Below are 17,085 nucleotides of genomic sequence, written 5' to 3'. Positions count from 1 at the left end.
ATTGTAATTAGCCCAATCCTGGCTAAAGAATCGGTCATTCAAATGGTAAGTCGGAGCTGGTATGGGATTGGATAGGAAAGGATCAACTGCCTTGTCAAAAGCAAGCCAACCCAACCAACCTAGGTGAATGGTATCCTTAACAAAGTAGGGATCCCCTCCATTTTTTGAAAAATCAGCAATATTGGTGAAACCTTGGCTTTCCAATTGGTAACGAATTTTTTCAACTGCGTGTTGATACATTTCCTCACTCAGTCCAGTATAATCCATCCATTTTTTATTGACAGGCTGAAAAACAAAGAGCACATTGACCTTAGACTTGGCAAATTGATCAAGTACTAGCTGCAAATCATTGTACTCAGATGACTTGAGAAAGTTGTAATTTTTTTGATATCCTTCCCACTTTTTCAAATCTTTCTTTAACTGAGTATTGTAAAAATGGTTCTCCATTCCCAAATCATTATTGGTTGTATTTTCTTCGCCCTCTTTTCGAGCGATATTTTCCAATTCTTCATAAGAAAATTGATCTGGGAGACTGCTCAAATATTTCTCAACATGATTTTTGTACTTTAATCGACCTCGAATCGAGAATTGACCAAAAAGAGCAGCTTGTTTTTCATTGAACTCTGCAGAAGCTGTAATGATTGAATGATCAAAGTCCGACAATTGTTCGTTCTTAGCTAACTTCTCAACAATCCCCTTCATCGGTACTCTTGGATTCTGCTTCAAGAGTCTATTAGCCGCATACTGAGCGGCCACATCCCCAGATTGATTTTCCAAGAAAGCAGTCAACTGATCATTGTTAAAATAGGTTTGAAAAATAGTTGATTCATGGTCCTCTTTGGTAAACCACTGCGGCGAGACTACAAATACCGCTTGTTTGTTTTCAAGTTCAGACGTGATTTGTTGCATCCCAAAAAATTGACTGAGTGAAGCAGCCCCTGCCTGCCCCATAAAATAAGGGCGGTAGGAGCGATTGTACTTTTCAGCTAATACTCCTGGATGCATACTATCAAAACGAATCCATTCACTTGAACCAAAGAAAGGGACAAAACGCATATTAGGGTCTGTTAGAGCTCTCACTTTTTGGCTTCTCTCCTTAAAGCTCTCTGTACTAACAGAAGCCGCAGAGTATTTCTCCTCCGTCAGATTATGGCTTCTTGTACTTGGATAAAAAAAGATTAGTAGAAGAACCAACAATCCTGCTACAAAGACAGGCCCAAAAATCAGCCATAGGCGTTTAAGCATTTTGTAGCTCCACAATACCAGCTATGATTTTATTGGCTGTATTCCAGTCATCACGGCCAAATTCTGTAACCGGGACACGAATATCAAAGCGGTTTTCGATTTCCACGATTAATTCAACTGTTCCCATACTATCCAAGACACCTGCATCAAAAAGATCCTCATCCATCATGTCAGAAACATCTTCCATAAACAATTCATCAATAATTTCAATAACTTCTGATTTGATATCCATTTTTTAATTCCTTTTATTTTTTAAACCATAAATCATTCAAAAATCCAGAGAAGATTAAGAATGAAATCATCACGACATGGAAAGTTATAACCATGCCAAGCAACTGAACCCAGCGATTCTCAGGCAAGGGAGCTTGCCCTGCTTTCTTTCGTTCCTTATTGAGCGTTTTTTTCTTACGAACCCAGGCATCATTAATCACTAAACCTAACCCATGAAAGAGTCCGTAGGCGATGTAAAACCATGTTATTCCATGCCAGAACCCCATAAGGAGCATGTTCAGGATATAGGCGACACTTGAGGTAACATTTCGATTTTTAAAGACCTTCTTTCTGGTCAACACCATAACCATCCGCATAAAGACAAAGTCACGGAACCAGAAAGATAAGCTCATGTGCCAGCGATTCCAAAATTCTTTCAAATCCCTTGATAAGAAGGGTTTGTTGAAGTTGATCGGACTATGAATCCCCATCAGATTTGAAATAGCTATAGCAAACATGGAATAACCCGCAAAGTCAAAGAAGAGCTCCAAACCAAATGTGTACATGACTGCCACCACATAATAGTTAAAGACGCCCCCTTCCTGTAAAGCTAGATTCTTTAGAGGAGGTAACAAAATCTCACCTAAAATATGAGCTAGGATAAATTTGTACAGAAATCCCAACATGATATACCGAACGGACTCAGCTAACATATCCATCAACTCATCACGCTCTGGAATCGTCTTATAATTCTCATTAAAACGCTTGAAGCGATCAATTGGACCACTTGAAAATGTCGGCATAAAGAGGAGAAAATGCAAGTATTCCCTCATCTTCAATTCCTTAATGACTCCATCTCTGAGTTCGATAATAACTCCTACCGAACGGAAAGTCAGATAAGAAATTCCGATAAAACCTAACAAGGACTGTGTGCCATTAATAGCCGGCTGTACCTTCACAAATATGATAGGAAGTAAAGATAACAGACTAACGAGATAGAAAGTCCATTTCCCGTCTTTAGTTTTTCGATACCGTTTGTAAAAAAGAACCAGTACAATTTGCCATATCAGATAAATTCCTAAGGCGACTAATTGATTGGTCTTGCCACCTGTCAACATGGTGACGATAAAGAAGAGACTAACCAATATTTCATACCAGGAAAAGCGTTTTTTGAAAAAAAGACCGATAAAGATTGGCAAGGTAGCAGTAATCACGTACAAAAAGTACTGAGGATTCCCATACGGCTCAATATGAGGGAGCTGTTTCAGGAAATCCATCATCTCCTATTTACCTCATTAATCAATCCTTTGATATCAATTTTTCCATTTGGAGTCAGTGGCAAACTGTCTCGATAAAGGAATTTGGACGGCATCATATAAGACATCATAATATCTGTCAAGTCTTCCTTAATGGCCTTGGTAATATCGATATCACGCTCAAACTGCTCACGAACACCATCTTTTAAGATGACATAGGCTAGAAGATTTTGCACCTTGTGGTCTTTATTATAGCGCGGTACTGCAACGGCAGACTCGATAAAGCGAGACTTATTGAGGTTTTGAGAGACATCTTCTAACTCAATGCGGTAACCGTTGAACTTAATCTGGAAGTCCATGCGTCCGCCGTAGAGAAGCAAGCCCTCATCTGTCATGGTTCCCACATCACCTGTGTGATAAGCTGGCAGACCTTCAAACTCAAAGAAGGCTTCTGCTGTTTTTTCAGGATTATTCATATAACCTTTTGAGACGGCCGGTCCTGAAACAATGATTTCTCCCTGTTCACCATTTGGCAGTTTATTTCCTTCCTCGTCAATGATAAAGGTTGGAGAATCAGCCTTGGTATAGCCAATTGGTAGACGTTTGAGATTCGCTAGCATCTCATCTGTCACGGCAACTGCTGACAGGGCCACTGTCGCTTCTGTTGGGCCGTAAGCATTGATAATACGGGCATTTGGGAAACGCTCACGTAGTTTTTGAGCCGTTTTGACCGTCAATTCTTCTCCATCAAAGTAGAAATGCGTGATACCAGGCATTTTCTCGCTATTAAAGTCTTCAGACAACATGGCCATATCCGCAAAAGAAGGCGTTGATGTCCAGATAGCGATTGGCAATGAAAAGATGGTCGCAAAGAGTTGCTTAAAGTCCTGAGTAATAGCTGAAGGAAGAGCGAAAAGTGTACCACCAAGTGCTAATGTCGGTGCCCAGTACATGACAGACAGATCAAAAGAATAAGGTGGCTGAGCCAGCATTTGCGGACGACTTGGCGTCGCAAATTCCTTATCCGTAATCATCCAGTTGGTAAAACTGAGGAGGTTATCATGGGAAATCTGTACTCCCTTAGGCTTACCAGTTGTACCAGAAGTAAAGATAATGTAGTAGTTATCATCACCCTTGACTGGATGCGTAATCTCATAACTAGTCCCTTGAGCAAAGGCTTCTTGAACCTGAGCTAGAGTCATCATTGGCGTAGAAACCTGCTCCAATGGAAAGTCTGAGATAGCAATAATCAAGCTTGGCTCTGCTACTTCTAAAATAGCCGAAACTCGCTCCAAGGCTGAATGGCTGTCAATGGGAATGTAGGCATGTCCTGACTTAGTCAGAGCTACAAAAGTTGCCAACATTTCATATTCTTGGCCACCAAAAACAACCACAGGAGACTTCTCTGGTAAATCCAGTTGGTCGATGGCTGCAGCTAAACTATCCGAATCAGCCTTCAAATCTCCATAAGTGTGTTCCTGCCCCAAAACATTGTAAACAGGATAGCTAGGCTGTGTCTGAGCAAAATGCTCAATGGTTTCAATCATATCTACGATTGCTTTATTTGACATAATAAGGATTCTCCTTCAAGTTAAAATTCATTATAGATAAAGCTTCCTTGACCCTGACCAAGATAGCTAAAAAAGTAAAGCAGCCCTAGAAAGATAAGAAAATACAAGGCTGTCCGACCAAGAAATATGTACAATTCTTTTCTCTGTTTCATCAAGAAAAACCATTCATTTCTGTAATTTTCCGTTAAAATAAAATCAATTTCTTACTAATTTATTTTTCTGCTATTATACCACTTTATAGACTAGTTTTTCAATTGTTTACCCGTCTATTTTCACTACGTTCCAGTAACATTAATTTGTTCCATATGATTCTTTCTAATGATAGCTTAAATGCTTTTCAGTATGGATTATATGGGGAGCTACAACAAAGTAGGCTCCATACTACCTATAGAGGATTTTTCCACTATAAATATTATAGAGCCTTATCTTATGTCTCACTTTATCGGTGCAGTTCTCTTTATCTAGAGATTTTTATAGTATGTAATCCTAGAATTCACTATAGATAAATTCTTGAATGTTCGAAAAATCGGTCACAAAACAATAAATCACGATGCTTAAGATAACCGTATAGAAAAATAGCGTCCACAAGATTAAACGGTGTGTGTTAGTTATCTTGGTTTGCAAATTTGTAAAGTTCTTTTTCAACTTCCATCCATCCTTTCACTCCAACATGCATCACATCAAATAAAAAGTAATCATCATACTCTCTGTTTCCATAGTTTAATACCGTTGCACCATAGCTTTTTGCGACATCTTCTATTTTTTTATAAGTTTTCTCCCGCATCTCTCTTGAGACACCTGTGTAGTCATTCCATTTCCCGTTTACTGGGAAAATAATGACCTCAACTTCAATGCCCAATTCTTTGGCAACTGTCAAGAAAAGTTCCATATCTGAATACTCTGGTGACTCGAGGTAGCTCAAATCTTTATTAGAATTCTTCAGCGATGTATAACGATCTTTTAAATAGGTATTGTAGTAGTTATTATCAACAGCATAATCATTATTGTCTGTTTTCTTTTTGACCTCTTCTACAAACTGATTCGTCATTTTCTCCCAATCATAGTCTGGGGTTTTATCCCCTAGTGAAGGATAATCTGATTTGGCATGTTTTTGATAAAAAGTCTGTTTGAGCTTAAAGGAATAAATCGCGTTATCTAACTCCAATAATTTTTTATCAACAATCGTTCCTTTTTCATCTATGAAATAACTTTTGTATTTTTTGTAGATGTCATTTTGTTGCTTGTTCCCCTTGGTAATCTCTATAATGCGATTGATTAGTTTTTCTTTCGTTTCCTTACTAATCTTATCATTATCTAGCATATGGAAAATATGTTCCTGAGAAGCCTTGTTCAAAAAGGCATCTTGATGGGTTCCATCTTTTTCAAACCACTGAACAGACTCTACTATAGCTACTTTTCGCTTACTCATAGATCCCTCAATCGAGCCCAAGGTCGTAGCCTGAATGATGTTTTGAGAATAACTAGTCCCAATCTGCATGATATTAAAATCGTTGTAGTTAAAAATTTTATTGGGATGATAGTCTTCATTTATCGTCGCAACCAACTCTGAGGAACCCATTAAAACCAGTGTATTAGGAGTAATATTGCTTGTCAGAATGTCTCTACTTTTATACTTTTCATACGAGGTGCTATAACGAATACTATTATCCTTGACTTTATAATAATCATCAATTTTCTTGACATACGTCACATTTAAAAGAGCAAGCGTCGCAATTACGAGCACAAGCGATAGTAAAAATGCTTTTAGTTTAATCATCTCGTTTTATCCTATCCCTTCGATCCGTCCTCTCTTTTCCATTTCTTATCTCTTTAAAATCGTAATTAAGATTTTATAGGGTTCACCTGAAAAGATAAAGAAACCAATCATGACCAAATTCATGGTCACAAACCAACTCAGTAGTTTATACCAGTTTTTGTTTTTATTTTTCTTATAAAAATTACTTTTTTTTTGATATACTTCAAATCCAGCCATCAAGACACCATGATAAAAACCATAAACAATGTAGCTAACGCTAAGACCATGCCAAAAACCCATGACCAACATATTGACCATATAGGCATAGGTTGCATTGTGTAGCCTGTTTTTAAACCATTTTTTCCGGATAACCTGCATCAAAACTCTTGAAAACACAAAATCTCTTAACCAAGTCGACAAGGTGATATGCCATCTGGTCCAGAAATCCTTAATATCGACACTCAGGAAAGGTTTGTTAAAGTTCATCGGTGTCTGAATGCCTAGGATGTTACTACTTCCAACAGCCATTAGACTATAGCCTGCAAAGTCGAAAAACAGATACAAGGTATAGAGGTACATGTACTTGATTGAGTAGGCGACTGTACCAGTATTGCTCAGAGCGAGCATCATCTGATACACATAGGTTGATAAAACAACCTTGTAAAGAAGGCCTAGAACGATACGATAAACACCGTCTCCTGCTACCTCTAGATACTCTTTTCGAGGCATGACCTCATTTATCTCTTTTAAAAATCTCCTGCTCCGATCAATTGGTCCCGCACTAACCGTAGGGAAAAAAAGTAAAAATTGCAAGTAGTCTTTAATACTAACCTTCTCCTTGATCAGACCATCTGATATTTCCAACATAATCTGAATAGTCTTGAAGGACATATAAGAAATTCCAATAAAGGCCAACAAATGGAGAGAAGTCAGGGCAAAGACTTTATTGATCACCAAAGGAAGAATGGAAAGAAAAACCAGTGGTTTCAGTCGCTTTGCTTCTATCCTCTGTGCAAGAAATACCAGAAAATATTGGTAAACGATAAAGGCAAGCAAATAGACTATCATCGCTCAACTCTTGCCATAAATAGCTCCTGCAAATAAGAGGGAGAGCGCCAAAATATAGTAGTCCTTACGTTTTTCAAAAAAGTTTACCACAAAACCAATCAGTAAAACTACAAACAAGAGAAGGAAAAACTCATTCCCCTCAAAATAATTCATACCAGATGAACTCCTTTTTACTTTTTCTCATCTCATGGTTTATCTTTTTAGAATTAGCTCCTAGCAGATCCCCAAGCGAGTTAATTTTTTCTATTATATCATAATTTAAAAACTATAAAAATACTTCTATTATCTAATTCCCTGAAAAGGTACAGATAATTCTTAGTACTAAATCCCAATGATGAGATATCATTAGTCACACAATAACTATAATTCAAAATCTAAAAGATTGATGAATGAACTAGTGAAGTATTCTGTCCTTTTGACTCAAGTAATCCTCAGAATCATCAAACACGCCACTCCCCCTTTGGGCATTTTTATGCTAAAATAGTAGCTATGGATAAAATTATAAAAACAATATCAGAAAGTGGATCTTTTCGTGCTTTTGTTCTAGACAGCACTGAAACCGTCCGCACTGCTCAAGAAAAACATCAAACCCAAGCTAGCTCAACTGTGGCACTCGGCCGTACCCTCATTGCTAGCCAGATTCTCGCCGCCAATGAAAAAGGAAATACCAAACTAACAGTTAAGGTGCTGGGAACTAGCTCTCTAGGGGCCATTATCACCGTCGCTGATACCAAGGGGAATGTCAAAGGCTACGTTCAAAATCCTGGCGTTGATATCAAAAAAACTGCAACCGGTGAAGTCCTAGTTGGACCTTTTGTTGGTAATGGCCAATTCCTCGTTATCACAGACTACGGCACTGGAAATCCTTACAACTCTATGACTCCCCTCATCTCGGGAGAAATCGGTGAAGATCTAGCTTTCTACCTAACAGAAAGTCAACAGACCCCTTCTGCAGTCGGCCTCAATGTCCTTTTGGATGAAGACGACAAGGTCAAAGTCGCAGGTGGTTTCCTCGTTCAAGTTTTGCCAGAAGCCAAGGAAGAAGAGATTGCTCGCTTTGAAAAACGTATCCAAGAGATGCCAGCTATTTCGACTCTTCTAGAAAGCGACGACCATATCGAAGCCCTTCTCAAGGCTATCTACGGAGACGAACCATACAAACGTCTGTCTGAAGAAGAAATTCGTTTCCAATGTGACTGTAGCAAAGAACGTTTTATGAAGGCTCTTTCTAGTCTTCCAAGCTCAGACTTGCAGGAAATGAAGGACGAAGACCACGGGGCAGAAATTACTTGTCAATTCTGCCAAACTACTTATAATTTCGATGAAAATGACCTGGAGGAACTCATTCGTGACAAATCTTAATACACCCTTTATGATTGGCAATGTTGAGATTCCCAATCGTACCGTTTTAGCCCCCATGGCCGGCGTGACCAACTCAGCCTTCCGTACTATTGCAAAAGAACTCGGAGCTGGACTCGTTGTCATGGAAATGGTCTCTGACAAGGGAATCCAATACAACAACGAAAAAACTCTTCACATGCTTCATATCGATGAAGGCGAAAACCCAGTCTCTATCCAACTTTTTGGTAGTGATGAAGACAGCCTAGCACGCGCAGCAGAATTCATCCAAGAAAACACCAAGACCGATATCGTTGATATCAACATGGGTTGCCCAGTTAATAAAATCGTAAAAAACGAAGCTGGGGCTATGTGGCTCAAGGACCCAGATAAGATTTACTCTATCATCAACAAGGTCCAATCTGTCCTTGATATCCCTCTCACTGTCAAAATGCGTACGGGCTGGTCTGACCCATCCCTAGCAGTTGAGAATGCCCTTGCTGCCGAAGCGGCAGGTGTCTCTGCCCTCGCTATGCATGGACGTACACGTGAACAGATGTACACTGGGCACGCTGACCTTGAGACTCTTCATAAGGTTGCACAAGCTCTAACCAAGATTCCATTTATCGCCAACGGCGATATCCGCACAGTCCAAGAAGCTAAACAACGCATCGAGGAAGTCGGTGCTGACGCCGTTATGATTGGGCGCGCAGCTATGGGAAATCCTTACCTCTTTAATCAAATCAATCACTACTTTGAAACTGGAGAAATCCTGCCTGATTTGACCTTCGAAGATAAGATGAACATCGCCTACGAGCATTTGAAACGCTTGATTAACCTCAAGGGAGAAAAGGTTGCTGTCCGTGAATTCCGTGGCCTAGCTCCTCACTATCTCCGTGGAACATCTGGCGCTGCTAAACTCCGTGGAGCCATCTCACAAGCAAGCACACTTGCAGAAATTGAAGCTCTCTTACAGTTAGAAAAAGCAATAAACGTAATAAAAAATGGACAAATCTCAAATTGAGATCTGCCATTTTTTTATATATTTTCATCTTGCAAATCTAGCTGCTTCACTCTAGCAATATAGTATGCCATAATCAACAACAAATTAAAGCTGACAATCCAAATAGACCATTCATGGAAAAAATGCATAGATACAGCCAAGCTAATGGCCCCCACTACGAAACTACCTACAACAATACCATAGTTCAAGGCTTGACGACGATATTCTTGAATATCTCCTTCTCCTCTAACGATGCGATACAAAGCAGTCAACATTTTTCGGTAATTTCCAGAGGTCATAAAAATGACATAGGGATGATCTTCAATCAAACTACCCGTAAATGTTAGCATCATCATTCCAGTTCCAAAAGCAATAAAAGGAACTTCTAATAGAGGAAAGCGGGAAAAGAAGGGCAGAACAAGGGTCCCGATAAATAAGGGAAGCAGCATCTTAACCCGCCAATAGGCTGTTTTGCGATATTCTTTCATGTGTAAGGCAAAAAGAAAGCCTAGGGAAAAGAATATAATCGAGCAGAATCGCAACATGGTATTGATGACATGTGAGTCGTGCCAATCTGATATCAGTAGGAGAATGTTCCCTGTCTGTGTCGCCACCAAACTATGGTACTGGATGTGACAGAATACATCCAAAGAACCACCGATAAAGCCAAGAAACACTCCCATGAGCCGTGTGTTTTGAGGTAAAATTAATTTATCCGTCATTGATTCATCACTCGTTTCCCTTTAATGCATTCATTATACCACTTCTCTCGGAGAAACTAAGTGAAAAACGGTCAGTTCAGGTAGACATGATTACATATACTCCTAAGTTAGTCTCATCTCTGGAGTTCATTTATGACGTCTTATCAACTTCAAATGCTGTAGGTACTCATCAACTGAACTAATTTTAAACAAATTATTTCTGTACTGAAGTCTATGGCTTAATCAAAGTAACACTTGAAACAGTACCATCTGCACCTGTTGTAATTTGGATGACTTTTCCACCACCTACTTCAGCATTGTATTTCCCATCATCAAGGGTATAAGAATAGCTTTGGATAGAGTAGTTTTCTTTCTTGCCATCAGCAGATTCTACTGTAAATTGACCACCTGATGAAACAGTGATCGTTTCACCATTCGCACCCTTCCAATTTCCAGCCGCAGCCGAAAAATCTTTGTCTACCATAGTCAAGACACCTTTATAACGTTTGTTGTGCTCTGCTTGCTTGTCTTGGAGTTTGCGATCAGTTGCTGGATCATAAGCTGACTGATTCGATTTTGCTTGTGTTCCTTGTTGATTGGATGGGGCTTGAGAAGGGGTTTGCTTAGCAGAAGGTTCTTGATTTTGTTTTGTTTCTGGTGCTGGTGTTGCTTGCGATTGGTTAGCAGTAGTCGTTGACTGATCAGAAGATGATGATTTAGCTTTTTCTGTTGAAGCTGAACTTGAGGACTTCTGAGTCTTGTTCTCTTTACTTGAAGAACTTGCCTTAGAACTAGAAGATGCTTGTGTTGTCTTGCTAGAACTATCACTTGCAGTATTCTCTTTCTTATTGCCACAAGCCCCCAATAGTAATGTTGAAGCGAGTACAGTTGCAGCCATTAATTTGATAGAAGTTTTATTTTTCATTTTATGCTCCTTTTGTAACATTTTTGAAATGTTAAGAAATATTTTTGTAACATTATTGTAATGTTTGTTTTTGAATCTGTCAACTATTTATCTAAAATTTTTTAGAATTATTTTTTAGTACATTTATTTCCTTATCCCTCCTATATCTTTTATTCGTAAAGAATTTAAAAAACAGGGAAATTTTTCCTATGAGAATACTATATTTTATAAGTGTAATCGCTTGCATTTTTTTCTTGAAGGGCTATAATAAAAATGAGATAGGATATTGGAGGTGTAGGTTTATGTCAAAGAAATATTACAAATATCTTCCTTGGTTGATTATTGGTGCTTTCTCTTCTTATGGGGTTGCTACTCATTACGCTCAAACAACATTTGATTTGTTCTACCTAACTGCCATTTTCATGATTGTCTACGTGGCTTTATTGTATTTACACGAAACCTATTTAAAATATAAATACAAGGATTTATTCATTCGAATCATGAGCAGTTCAAAGAAAGATAAACATCCTTAGTAGTCAAAAAGAGGTCGGGAAAAATCCCGACCTCGCTTTTTTATGAATAATAAACCTTTGACACGATAGCTGAATTGACTTTTGACACAAGCTGTATTTTCTCTATTCTCAAGCTCAACCAGTCATCGGATTTGTTGAAACTTCTTAGGACTGAAACTAGGAAACCAAGACTTGGTCTATCGATTTCGGTCCTCAATCTTTTTATTTTAATCGATAGGTTTTTCTTGGTTTCTTTTTAGGCACTCGTTTGAGCCCAACTTCTTCTACATACTCACCGTATTTTACGAGAAAGTTATTGCTGACGATTGGTCGTCCTGGGTTGATGAGATTGACTAATTCGGTTCCTTCATAGACAGTGAATTCCTCCTCTAGCAGATAGAGAAAGGTCGGATTCCAGTCAAGTCGCCCCTGGATTCGTTTAATAGACTCTTGGATAATGGCATAATGGTCAAAGGCGAAGGCTTGCTCCCCCAGCTCTAGTCCCTCTAGGAAGCACTTGCCCGTCTGAAAATCAACATCGACAAAAACCACATCTTTGGCATCATCACCAGCTTGAACGAGATCAAGTGCGCGGCTAGGTAGATACACCAAGTGGGCGATAGTAACCGTCCAGCCCCGCGGATCACGACCTGGAGTAGATACTGTCATCAACTGTTCGATTTTTTCCAAAGGAAGGTCAAGGTTAACCTCCTCTCTCACTTCACGCTGACAAGCATGTCTTGCATCTTCGCTCTTATCCATAAAACCACCAACCAAAGCCAAACAGTTTTGATAAGGATGGGCCTTGCGACGAATTAGCAAGAGTTTGATTTTCCCTTCCACAAAGCAATAAGCTACCATATCCACCGTCACGCTCGGTTTTTCATACTGAGGAAGTTCCTGTTTGCAGTACCAGTCTAAAAATTCCTTCTCAGTCGCATGAATCTCAAAATATTCTCTCTCTGTCATTCCAGCTGGGGTTATCGTTTCAGTCACCTTATCCCTCCTTGACAGCCTTAGTCCATTGATACCAACCGACTAGACTATTGAGAGTGTAAACCCAGTACATACCTTGGATATGGATGTTTTCACCCCACCAGAGATAAATACTAAAGAGATTGGTTGCAATCCAGAAAATCCATTGCTCACGGTAAAGACGTGTCATCAAGAGCTGACCAACACCATTGGTCGCATCCGTTACACTATCACGGAATGGACGAGCACTATGGATACTTTGGTAAGCCAATCCCATGCCAATCCAGATGAGAGCTGTCAAGGCCAAGTACTTGAGCCAATCAACCAGACCAAGTTTCTTAGCTTCAAAGTGAGACTCCTCTGGTTTTCCTTGTTCATTGATCCGATTAGACAACCAAGCATAGAGACCAATAGGCTGCATGACAAAGAAATAAACTGTTGTCAAAACTTCGCCGTAGAAAGTAGCATTCATAGATAAGACCAAGTAGATTGCAGAGTTAATAGCTCCAAAAAGATAGTTACTAGCTCGACCTTCAGCTACCAAGATAACGCAGACAATTCCTGTCCAAGAGGCAAAGAGGCCAATCCAGTCATGACTTTCCGTGTTTTGTGTAAACTCCAGAATAAGAGGAACACTTGATAAAACAATCAAATAGAGCCACTGGAAAAGACTGCGTCCCACAAAGAGGTCATTCCAAAGTAAACGCATAACTCCTGCAAAACCAATTTTACGAGCTTCCGCGTGAACATTTTTAAAGTTTTCGATAAATTGTGTGATTTTTTCTACTATTTTTTTCATTTTTTTCTCCTAATCTGCTTGGTAAATAGCATCGATAGCCACTTTGGCTGCTTCATAATTTCCTAGATAGTCATCAGCTAGATAAACATGAGGGATATTGGCTAGATATTGCTCCCTCATCATATCCAAATGCTGAGAAAAACTATGACGGATATGGTCTTCTGCCATGGTCATGTCTCGAAAACCATCATTGACATAAGAACCGATAGGTTGCACAAAGAGGATTAAATCCCACTTTTCCTTGGCTAAGATGGAAACAAAGAGATTGTCAAAGGTCTCTCCGGACAAGTCCTCCTGCTCTTCGTTTTCCATGTAGTAATCGTAATATCCCTTGGTTACTAGTGAGTTGGTATCTGCAATGACTAGGCCTCGATTGGCATTGCTATCAATCAACTTGGAAGTTTGATCATACTGCCCCAATAGAAGGTAATAATAATCTTTTGGGGTAAGCTCATCATCTCGGACATTATTTTTTATCTGATACTCACGAGCATACTCCAGACTGACTGGCGCATCATAGAAGCGAGCTAAATCCTTGGCTAGAGTTGTTTTCCCATTACTCGCACTTCCCATAATCAACACTTTCTTTGTAAACTGTCGGCGGAAGGGTTGAGCGATATATTTCCAATATTTACTTGGATTTTCTCGAATCATGGTAGCCGAAATTCCAAATTTTCTTTCCTGCAAAACTGCTTGAAAACCACGTTTATGAAGCTCTGTTTGGTAGTCGGACTCTCCTACAAAAAAGATTAGCTCCTCAGCAGTCTGATCATAGGAAATGGCCTGCAACATCTGATTCAACCACTCCTGCCAGCCCATTGGATAGCGCGGGATAGTAGTTTCGTCAAGTTTACAAACAGAGGTCAACTCATCATCTCGAAAAGCTTCACGAATATAGCGAAATCTCTTTTGTAGTGTAAGTCCCACCTGTTCACCACGATCTCCCTTATAACCTGAAACTACCACCCATACAGCATCACATTGACGTTTTGCTCTTTGGATTAAATCAATATGCCCCTGATGTAAGGGAGCAAAGGTTCCGAAAACCACTGCTATTTTCTTTTTCATGTCTTTTCAATCTTTTTATAATTTTTTATATTATACTCCACTCACCTATGTTTGTCAACACTTTTTTATTATTTTTTATAAAAACATTAATACATAATCGGATTTTTTACTTGATATACAAAACTTGATTAGGAAAAATCCGTTTTTAAAACCTTTAAACTAAATGCAACATCCAAATGCTTATTTAAGTAACAAATTTCCAAAAAAAGAGGCTGAAACAATCTGTTCCAGCCTCACATTTTTATACAATCTCAAATTTTAACTGACCAGCTTTAACCCCAATCTTCAGTGTCTTGCCAGCTTCCAATTCACCTTTAAGAAGGAGTTCTGCAAGTTTGTCCTCCACTTCAGTTTGTAGAGTTCTACGTAGTGGACGAGCTCCCATCTCTGGATCGTAACCCTTCTGAGCTAGAAGTTTAAGGGCAGAAGCTTGAAGTTTCAAGTCAATTCCTTTTTCTGCGAGACTCGCAATCAATGGTTTGACCATAATCTTAACCACTTCTTGCATATCTTGACTTGATAGGCTATGGAAGACAACTTTTTCATCAATACGGTTGATGAACTCTGGGCGATAAGTTTTTTTCAACTCTTCAAAGATCCGTTTTTCCATATTTTCCTGGTCAAAACGAATATCCTTTGCTCCAAATCCGACTGTCTTGTCATCACGAAGAGCTGTCGCACCTAGGTTTGAAGTCATGATAATGATAGTATTTGAGAAATCAACCTTGCGACCCTTACTGTCAGTCAAGACACCATCGTCTAAGACCTGCAAGAGAACATTAAAGATGTCTGGGTGGGCCTTTTCTACCTCGTCAAAGAGCAAGACTGAGTATGGTTTGTTACGAACCTTCTCGGTCAATTCTCCACCTTCTTCGTAACCTACATAACCCGGAGGAGCTCCATTAAGACGACTGGCCGCAAATTTCTCCATGTATTCACTCATGTCAAAGCGGATAAGAGCAGACTCATCATCAAAAAGAACTTCTGCCAAAGCCTTGGCTAGTTCAGTTTTACCAACACCTGTCGGTCCAAGGAACATAAAGGATCCAATCGGACGTTTGTTATTGCGGATACCCGATTGATTACGACGAATGGCACGACTAATGCTAGATACCGCTTGTTCCTGCCCGATAACCCGTTTATGCAATTCAGTTTCAAGATTGAGATACTTCTTGGCATCCGTTTGTGTCAATTTTTGAACTGGAATACCTGACAAGCGACTGAGTGTTGTCAAAATATCAGACTCTTTTACTAGATCTTTATAGACCGGAACTTCCTGCTCTCTTGCAATGAGTTGAGCTGCTTGCTTCCATTTTCCATCCATCAAGGCCTTATCAGCTGGTGTTAAACCTGACTCGTCTTTTTTAGCGTGTTTCGATTTATTTTGGACAGTTGCTGCTGCTTCATCCAAAAGATCGATTGCTGAGTCTGGCAAGTGACGACTCGTCAGATAGCGATGGGCCATTTTGACAGCTGTTTCTACTGCATCATCTGTAATTTGAACATGGTGGTGTTTCTCATAAGTTGCTTTCAAGCCCTGCAAAATAGCCATACTATCAGCCACGCTCGGCTCTTCAATCATCACTTTTGCAAAGCGACGAGAAAGGGCAGCATCTTTTTCGATGTGTTTTTGGTATTCTTCCTGAGTAGTCGCTCCGACAGTTCTCAGAGTTCCACGTGCCAAGGCAGGTTTCAGGATATTGGCCGCATCCAAAGTCGAATCAATCCCACTTCCAGACCCCATAATAGTATGAAGCTCATCGATAAAGAGGATGACCTTACCATCTTCCTCAATATCTTTGATGATATTGTTCATACGTTCTTCAAAGTCTCCACGGAAACGGGTTCCCGCAACCACATTCATCAAATCAAGCTCTAGGACACGCATCTTAGCCATTTCATCAGGTACATTTCCGTTGGCAATACGTTGCGCAAGGCCAAGTGCTAGAGCGGTTTTACCAACACCCGCATCTCCAACTAGAACTGGATTGTTTTTAGTTTTTCGACTCAGAATTTGAATCATACGAGAGATTTCTTGGTCGCGCCCGATGACTGGTTCCAATTTACCTGAACGAGCTTGCTCCGTAAGGTCATGCGTATAATCTTCCAAACCACCACTTGGAGTTTGAGGCATGCCCATCATATTTGCCATGGAATTTTGCTTATCCGCTACCGTACGATGACGCTGGCGAAGGGCCTTCAAATCTTCTCTAGTCCAACCAGCACGCGCTTCAAGACTACGACGAAGTCCAGCAATCTTGACTTGATCCTTCTGATCTTCGTAAGAAAAGCCCGCTTTTTCCAGAATTCGAGTAGCTAAGGCATTGCCATCATGTAAGATAGCATAAAGAAGGTGCTCTGTTCCCAATACCTTGGTATGCACAACAGAAGCAACGTGCTCTGCTTCCAACAACAATACCTTCAAACGGTGGGAAAAAGGAAGCTCCTGATAATTTTCCTTATCGCTATACTTTGTTTCAGTCAGCTCTACAGCAACTTCCTCCAGACGATCAATCTCATATGGAAATTCGTTTAAAGTCGCCCCAGCTACACTGTAACTATGATTGGCCATAGCAATCAATAGGTGCCAAGACTCTAGGTATTCTGCCCCAAAATGACTGGCGACCAGAAAGGCACTTTCTATACATTCTTTCAATGCTTTTGAATATTTCATTTAGT

General features: G+C 39.7%; 15 protein-coding genes and 1 pseudogene. 3 read left to right on the top strand and 13 right to left on the bottom strand.

The window, feature by feature from the left end:
* The 7 genes and pseudogenes from dltD (SINDD18_RS09620) to dltB (SINDD18_RS09590) form a co-directional block, all read right to left on the bottom strand.
* The coding region (dltD, locus tag SINDD18_RS09620) for a D-alanyl-lipoteichoic acid biosynthesis protein DltD (RefSeq protein ID WP_061863995.1) at nucleotides 1–1,245 on the bottom strand (1,245 nt) is incomplete at its 3' end.
* Entirely contained in the window at nucleotides 1,238–1,477 is a 240-nt protein-coding gene (dltC, locus tag SINDD18_RS09615) for a D-alanine--poly(phosphoribitol) ligase subunit DltC (RefSeq protein ID WP_000351967.1), read from the bottom strand. The genes dltC and dltD (SINDD18_RS09620), both read right to left, overlap by 8 nt.
* Nucleotides 1,478–1,490: 13 nt before the next feature.
* On the bottom strand, nucleotides 1,491–2,735 hold the full coding sequence (dltB, locus tag SINDD18_RS09610; protein ID WP_061863956.1) for a D-alanyl-lipoteichoic acid biosynthesis protein DltB: 1,245 nt from the start codon (nucleotides 2,733–2,735) through the stop codon (nucleotides 1,491–1,493).
* A complete protein-coding gene (gene dltA, locus SINDD18_RS09605) occupies nucleotides 2,732–4,282 on the bottom strand; it encodes a D-alanine--poly(phosphoribitol) ligase subunit DltA (RefSeq protein WP_049487532.1) in 1,551 nt (516 codons plus the stop codon). The genes dltB (SINDD18_RS09610) and dltA overlap by 4 nt, the downstream gene beginning before the upstream one ends.
* A 20-nt stretch (nucleotides 4,283–4,302) precedes the next feature.
* Nucleotides 4,303–4,434 (bottom strand): teichoic acid D-Ala incorporation-associated protein DltX, encoded by a 132-nt coding sequence (locus SINDD18_RS09600; protein WP_033682482.1) that lies wholly within the window; start codon nucleotides 4,432–4,434, stop codon nucleotides 4,303–4,305.
* A 452-nt stretch (nucleotides 4,435–4,886) separates the two neighbouring features.
* Complete coding sequence (gene dltD, locus SINDD18_RS09595) at nucleotides 4,887–6,059, bottom strand: D-alanyl-lipoteichoic acid biosynthesis protein DltD (RefSeq protein ID WP_061863955.1); 1,173 nt, start codon at nucleotides 6,057–6,059, stop codon at nucleotides 4,887–4,889.
* A gap of 45 nt (nucleotides 6,060–6,104) precedes the next feature.
* Nucleotides 6,105–7,259: pseudogene (gene dltB, locus SINDD18_RS09590) on the bottom strand (D-alanyl-lipoteichoic acid biosynthesis protein DltB).
* Between the two features lie 336 nt (nucleotides 7,260–7,595).
* Between dltB (SINDD18_RS09590) and hslO the strand changes: the two are divergent.
* Together hslO and dusB are read left to right on the top strand one after the other, a co-directional pair.
* A complete protein-coding gene (gene hslO / locus SINDD18_RS09585) occupies nucleotides 7,596–8,468 on the top strand; it encodes an Hsp33 family molecular chaperone HslO (RefSeq protein WP_061863954.1) in 873 nt (290 codons plus the stop codon).
* A complete protein-coding gene (gene dusB / locus SINDD18_RS09580) occupies nucleotides 8,455–9,468 on the top strand; it encodes a tRNA dihydrouridine synthase DusB (protein WP_061863953.1) in 1,014 nt (337 codons plus the stop codon). Before hslO ends, dusB begins: the two co-directional genes overlap by 14 nt.
* Before the next feature lie 14 nt (nucleotides 9,469–9,482).
* On the opposite strand, the gene SINDD18_RS09575 is transcribed toward dusB, so the two are convergent.
* Both SINDD18_RS09575 and SINDD18_RS09570 read right to left on the bottom strand, forming a co-directional pair.
* Complete coding sequence (locus SINDD18_RS09575; RefSeq protein ID WP_061863952.1) at nucleotides 9,483–10,169, bottom strand: YoaK family protein; 687 nt, start codon at nucleotides 10,167–10,169, stop codon at nucleotides 9,483–9,485.
* 211 nt (nucleotides 10,170–10,380) lie between these two features.
* A complete protein-coding gene (locus tag SINDD18_RS09570; RefSeq protein WP_049508072.1) occupies nucleotides 10,381–11,073 on the bottom strand; it encodes a hypothetical protein in 693 nt (230 codons plus the stop codon).
* Nucleotides 11,074–11,354: 281 nt separating this feature from the next.
* Between SINDD18_RS09570 and SINDD18_RS09565 the strand changes: the two genes are divergently transcribed.
* Complete coding sequence (locus tag SINDD18_RS09565) at nucleotides 11,355–11,585, top strand: hypothetical protein (protein ID WP_061863951.1); 231 nt, start codon at nucleotides 11,355–11,357, stop codon at nucleotides 11,583–11,585.
* 201 nt (nucleotides 11,586–11,786) lie between these two features.
* Here the strand turns inward: SINDD18_RS09565 and SINDD18_RS09560 are convergent, their stop codons facing one another.
* The 4 genes from SINDD18_RS09560 to SINDD18_RS09545 form a co-directional block, all read right to left on the bottom strand.
* Nucleotides 11,787–12,533: an NUDIX hydrolase gene (locus SINDD18_RS09560; RefSeq protein ID WP_061863994.1), complete on the bottom strand. Its 747-nt coding sequence runs from the start codon at nucleotides 12,531–12,533 to the stop codon at nucleotides 11,787–11,789.
* Nucleotides 12,534–12,561: 28 nt separating this feature from the next.
* Nucleotides 12,562–13,338 carry a nicotinamide riboside transporter PnuC gene (gene pnuC / locus SINDD18_RS09555; RefSeq protein WP_061863950.1) on the bottom strand — a complete coding sequence of 259 codons (777 nt, stop codon included), beginning with the start codon at nucleotides 13,336–13,338 and terminating at the stop codon, nucleotides 12,562–12,564.
* Nucleotides 13,339–13,347: 9 nt separating this feature from the next.
* Nucleotides 13,348–14,406, bottom strand: a complete 1,059-nt coding sequence (locus tag SINDD18_RS09550) for an AAA family ATPase (protein WP_061863949.1) — start codon at nucleotides 14,404–14,406, stop codon at nucleotides 13,348–13,350.
* A gap of 241 nt (nucleotides 14,407–14,647) precedes the next feature.
* Entirely contained in the window at nucleotides 14,648–17,080 is a 2,433-nt protein-coding gene (locus SINDD18_RS09545) for an ATP-dependent Clp protease ATP-binding subunit (RefSeq protein WP_061863948.1), read from the bottom strand.
* Nucleotides 17,081–17,085: the final 5 nt, after the last annotated feature.

The organism is Streptococcus infantis, assembly GCF_001579645.1.
Lineage (GTDB): Bacteria > Bacillota > Bacilli > Lactobacillales > Streptococcaceae > Streptococcus > Streptococcus infantis_E.
The sequence above is the reverse complement of the archived record's forward strand: the minus strand, read 5'-3'. Positions and strand labels throughout refer to the sequence as shown.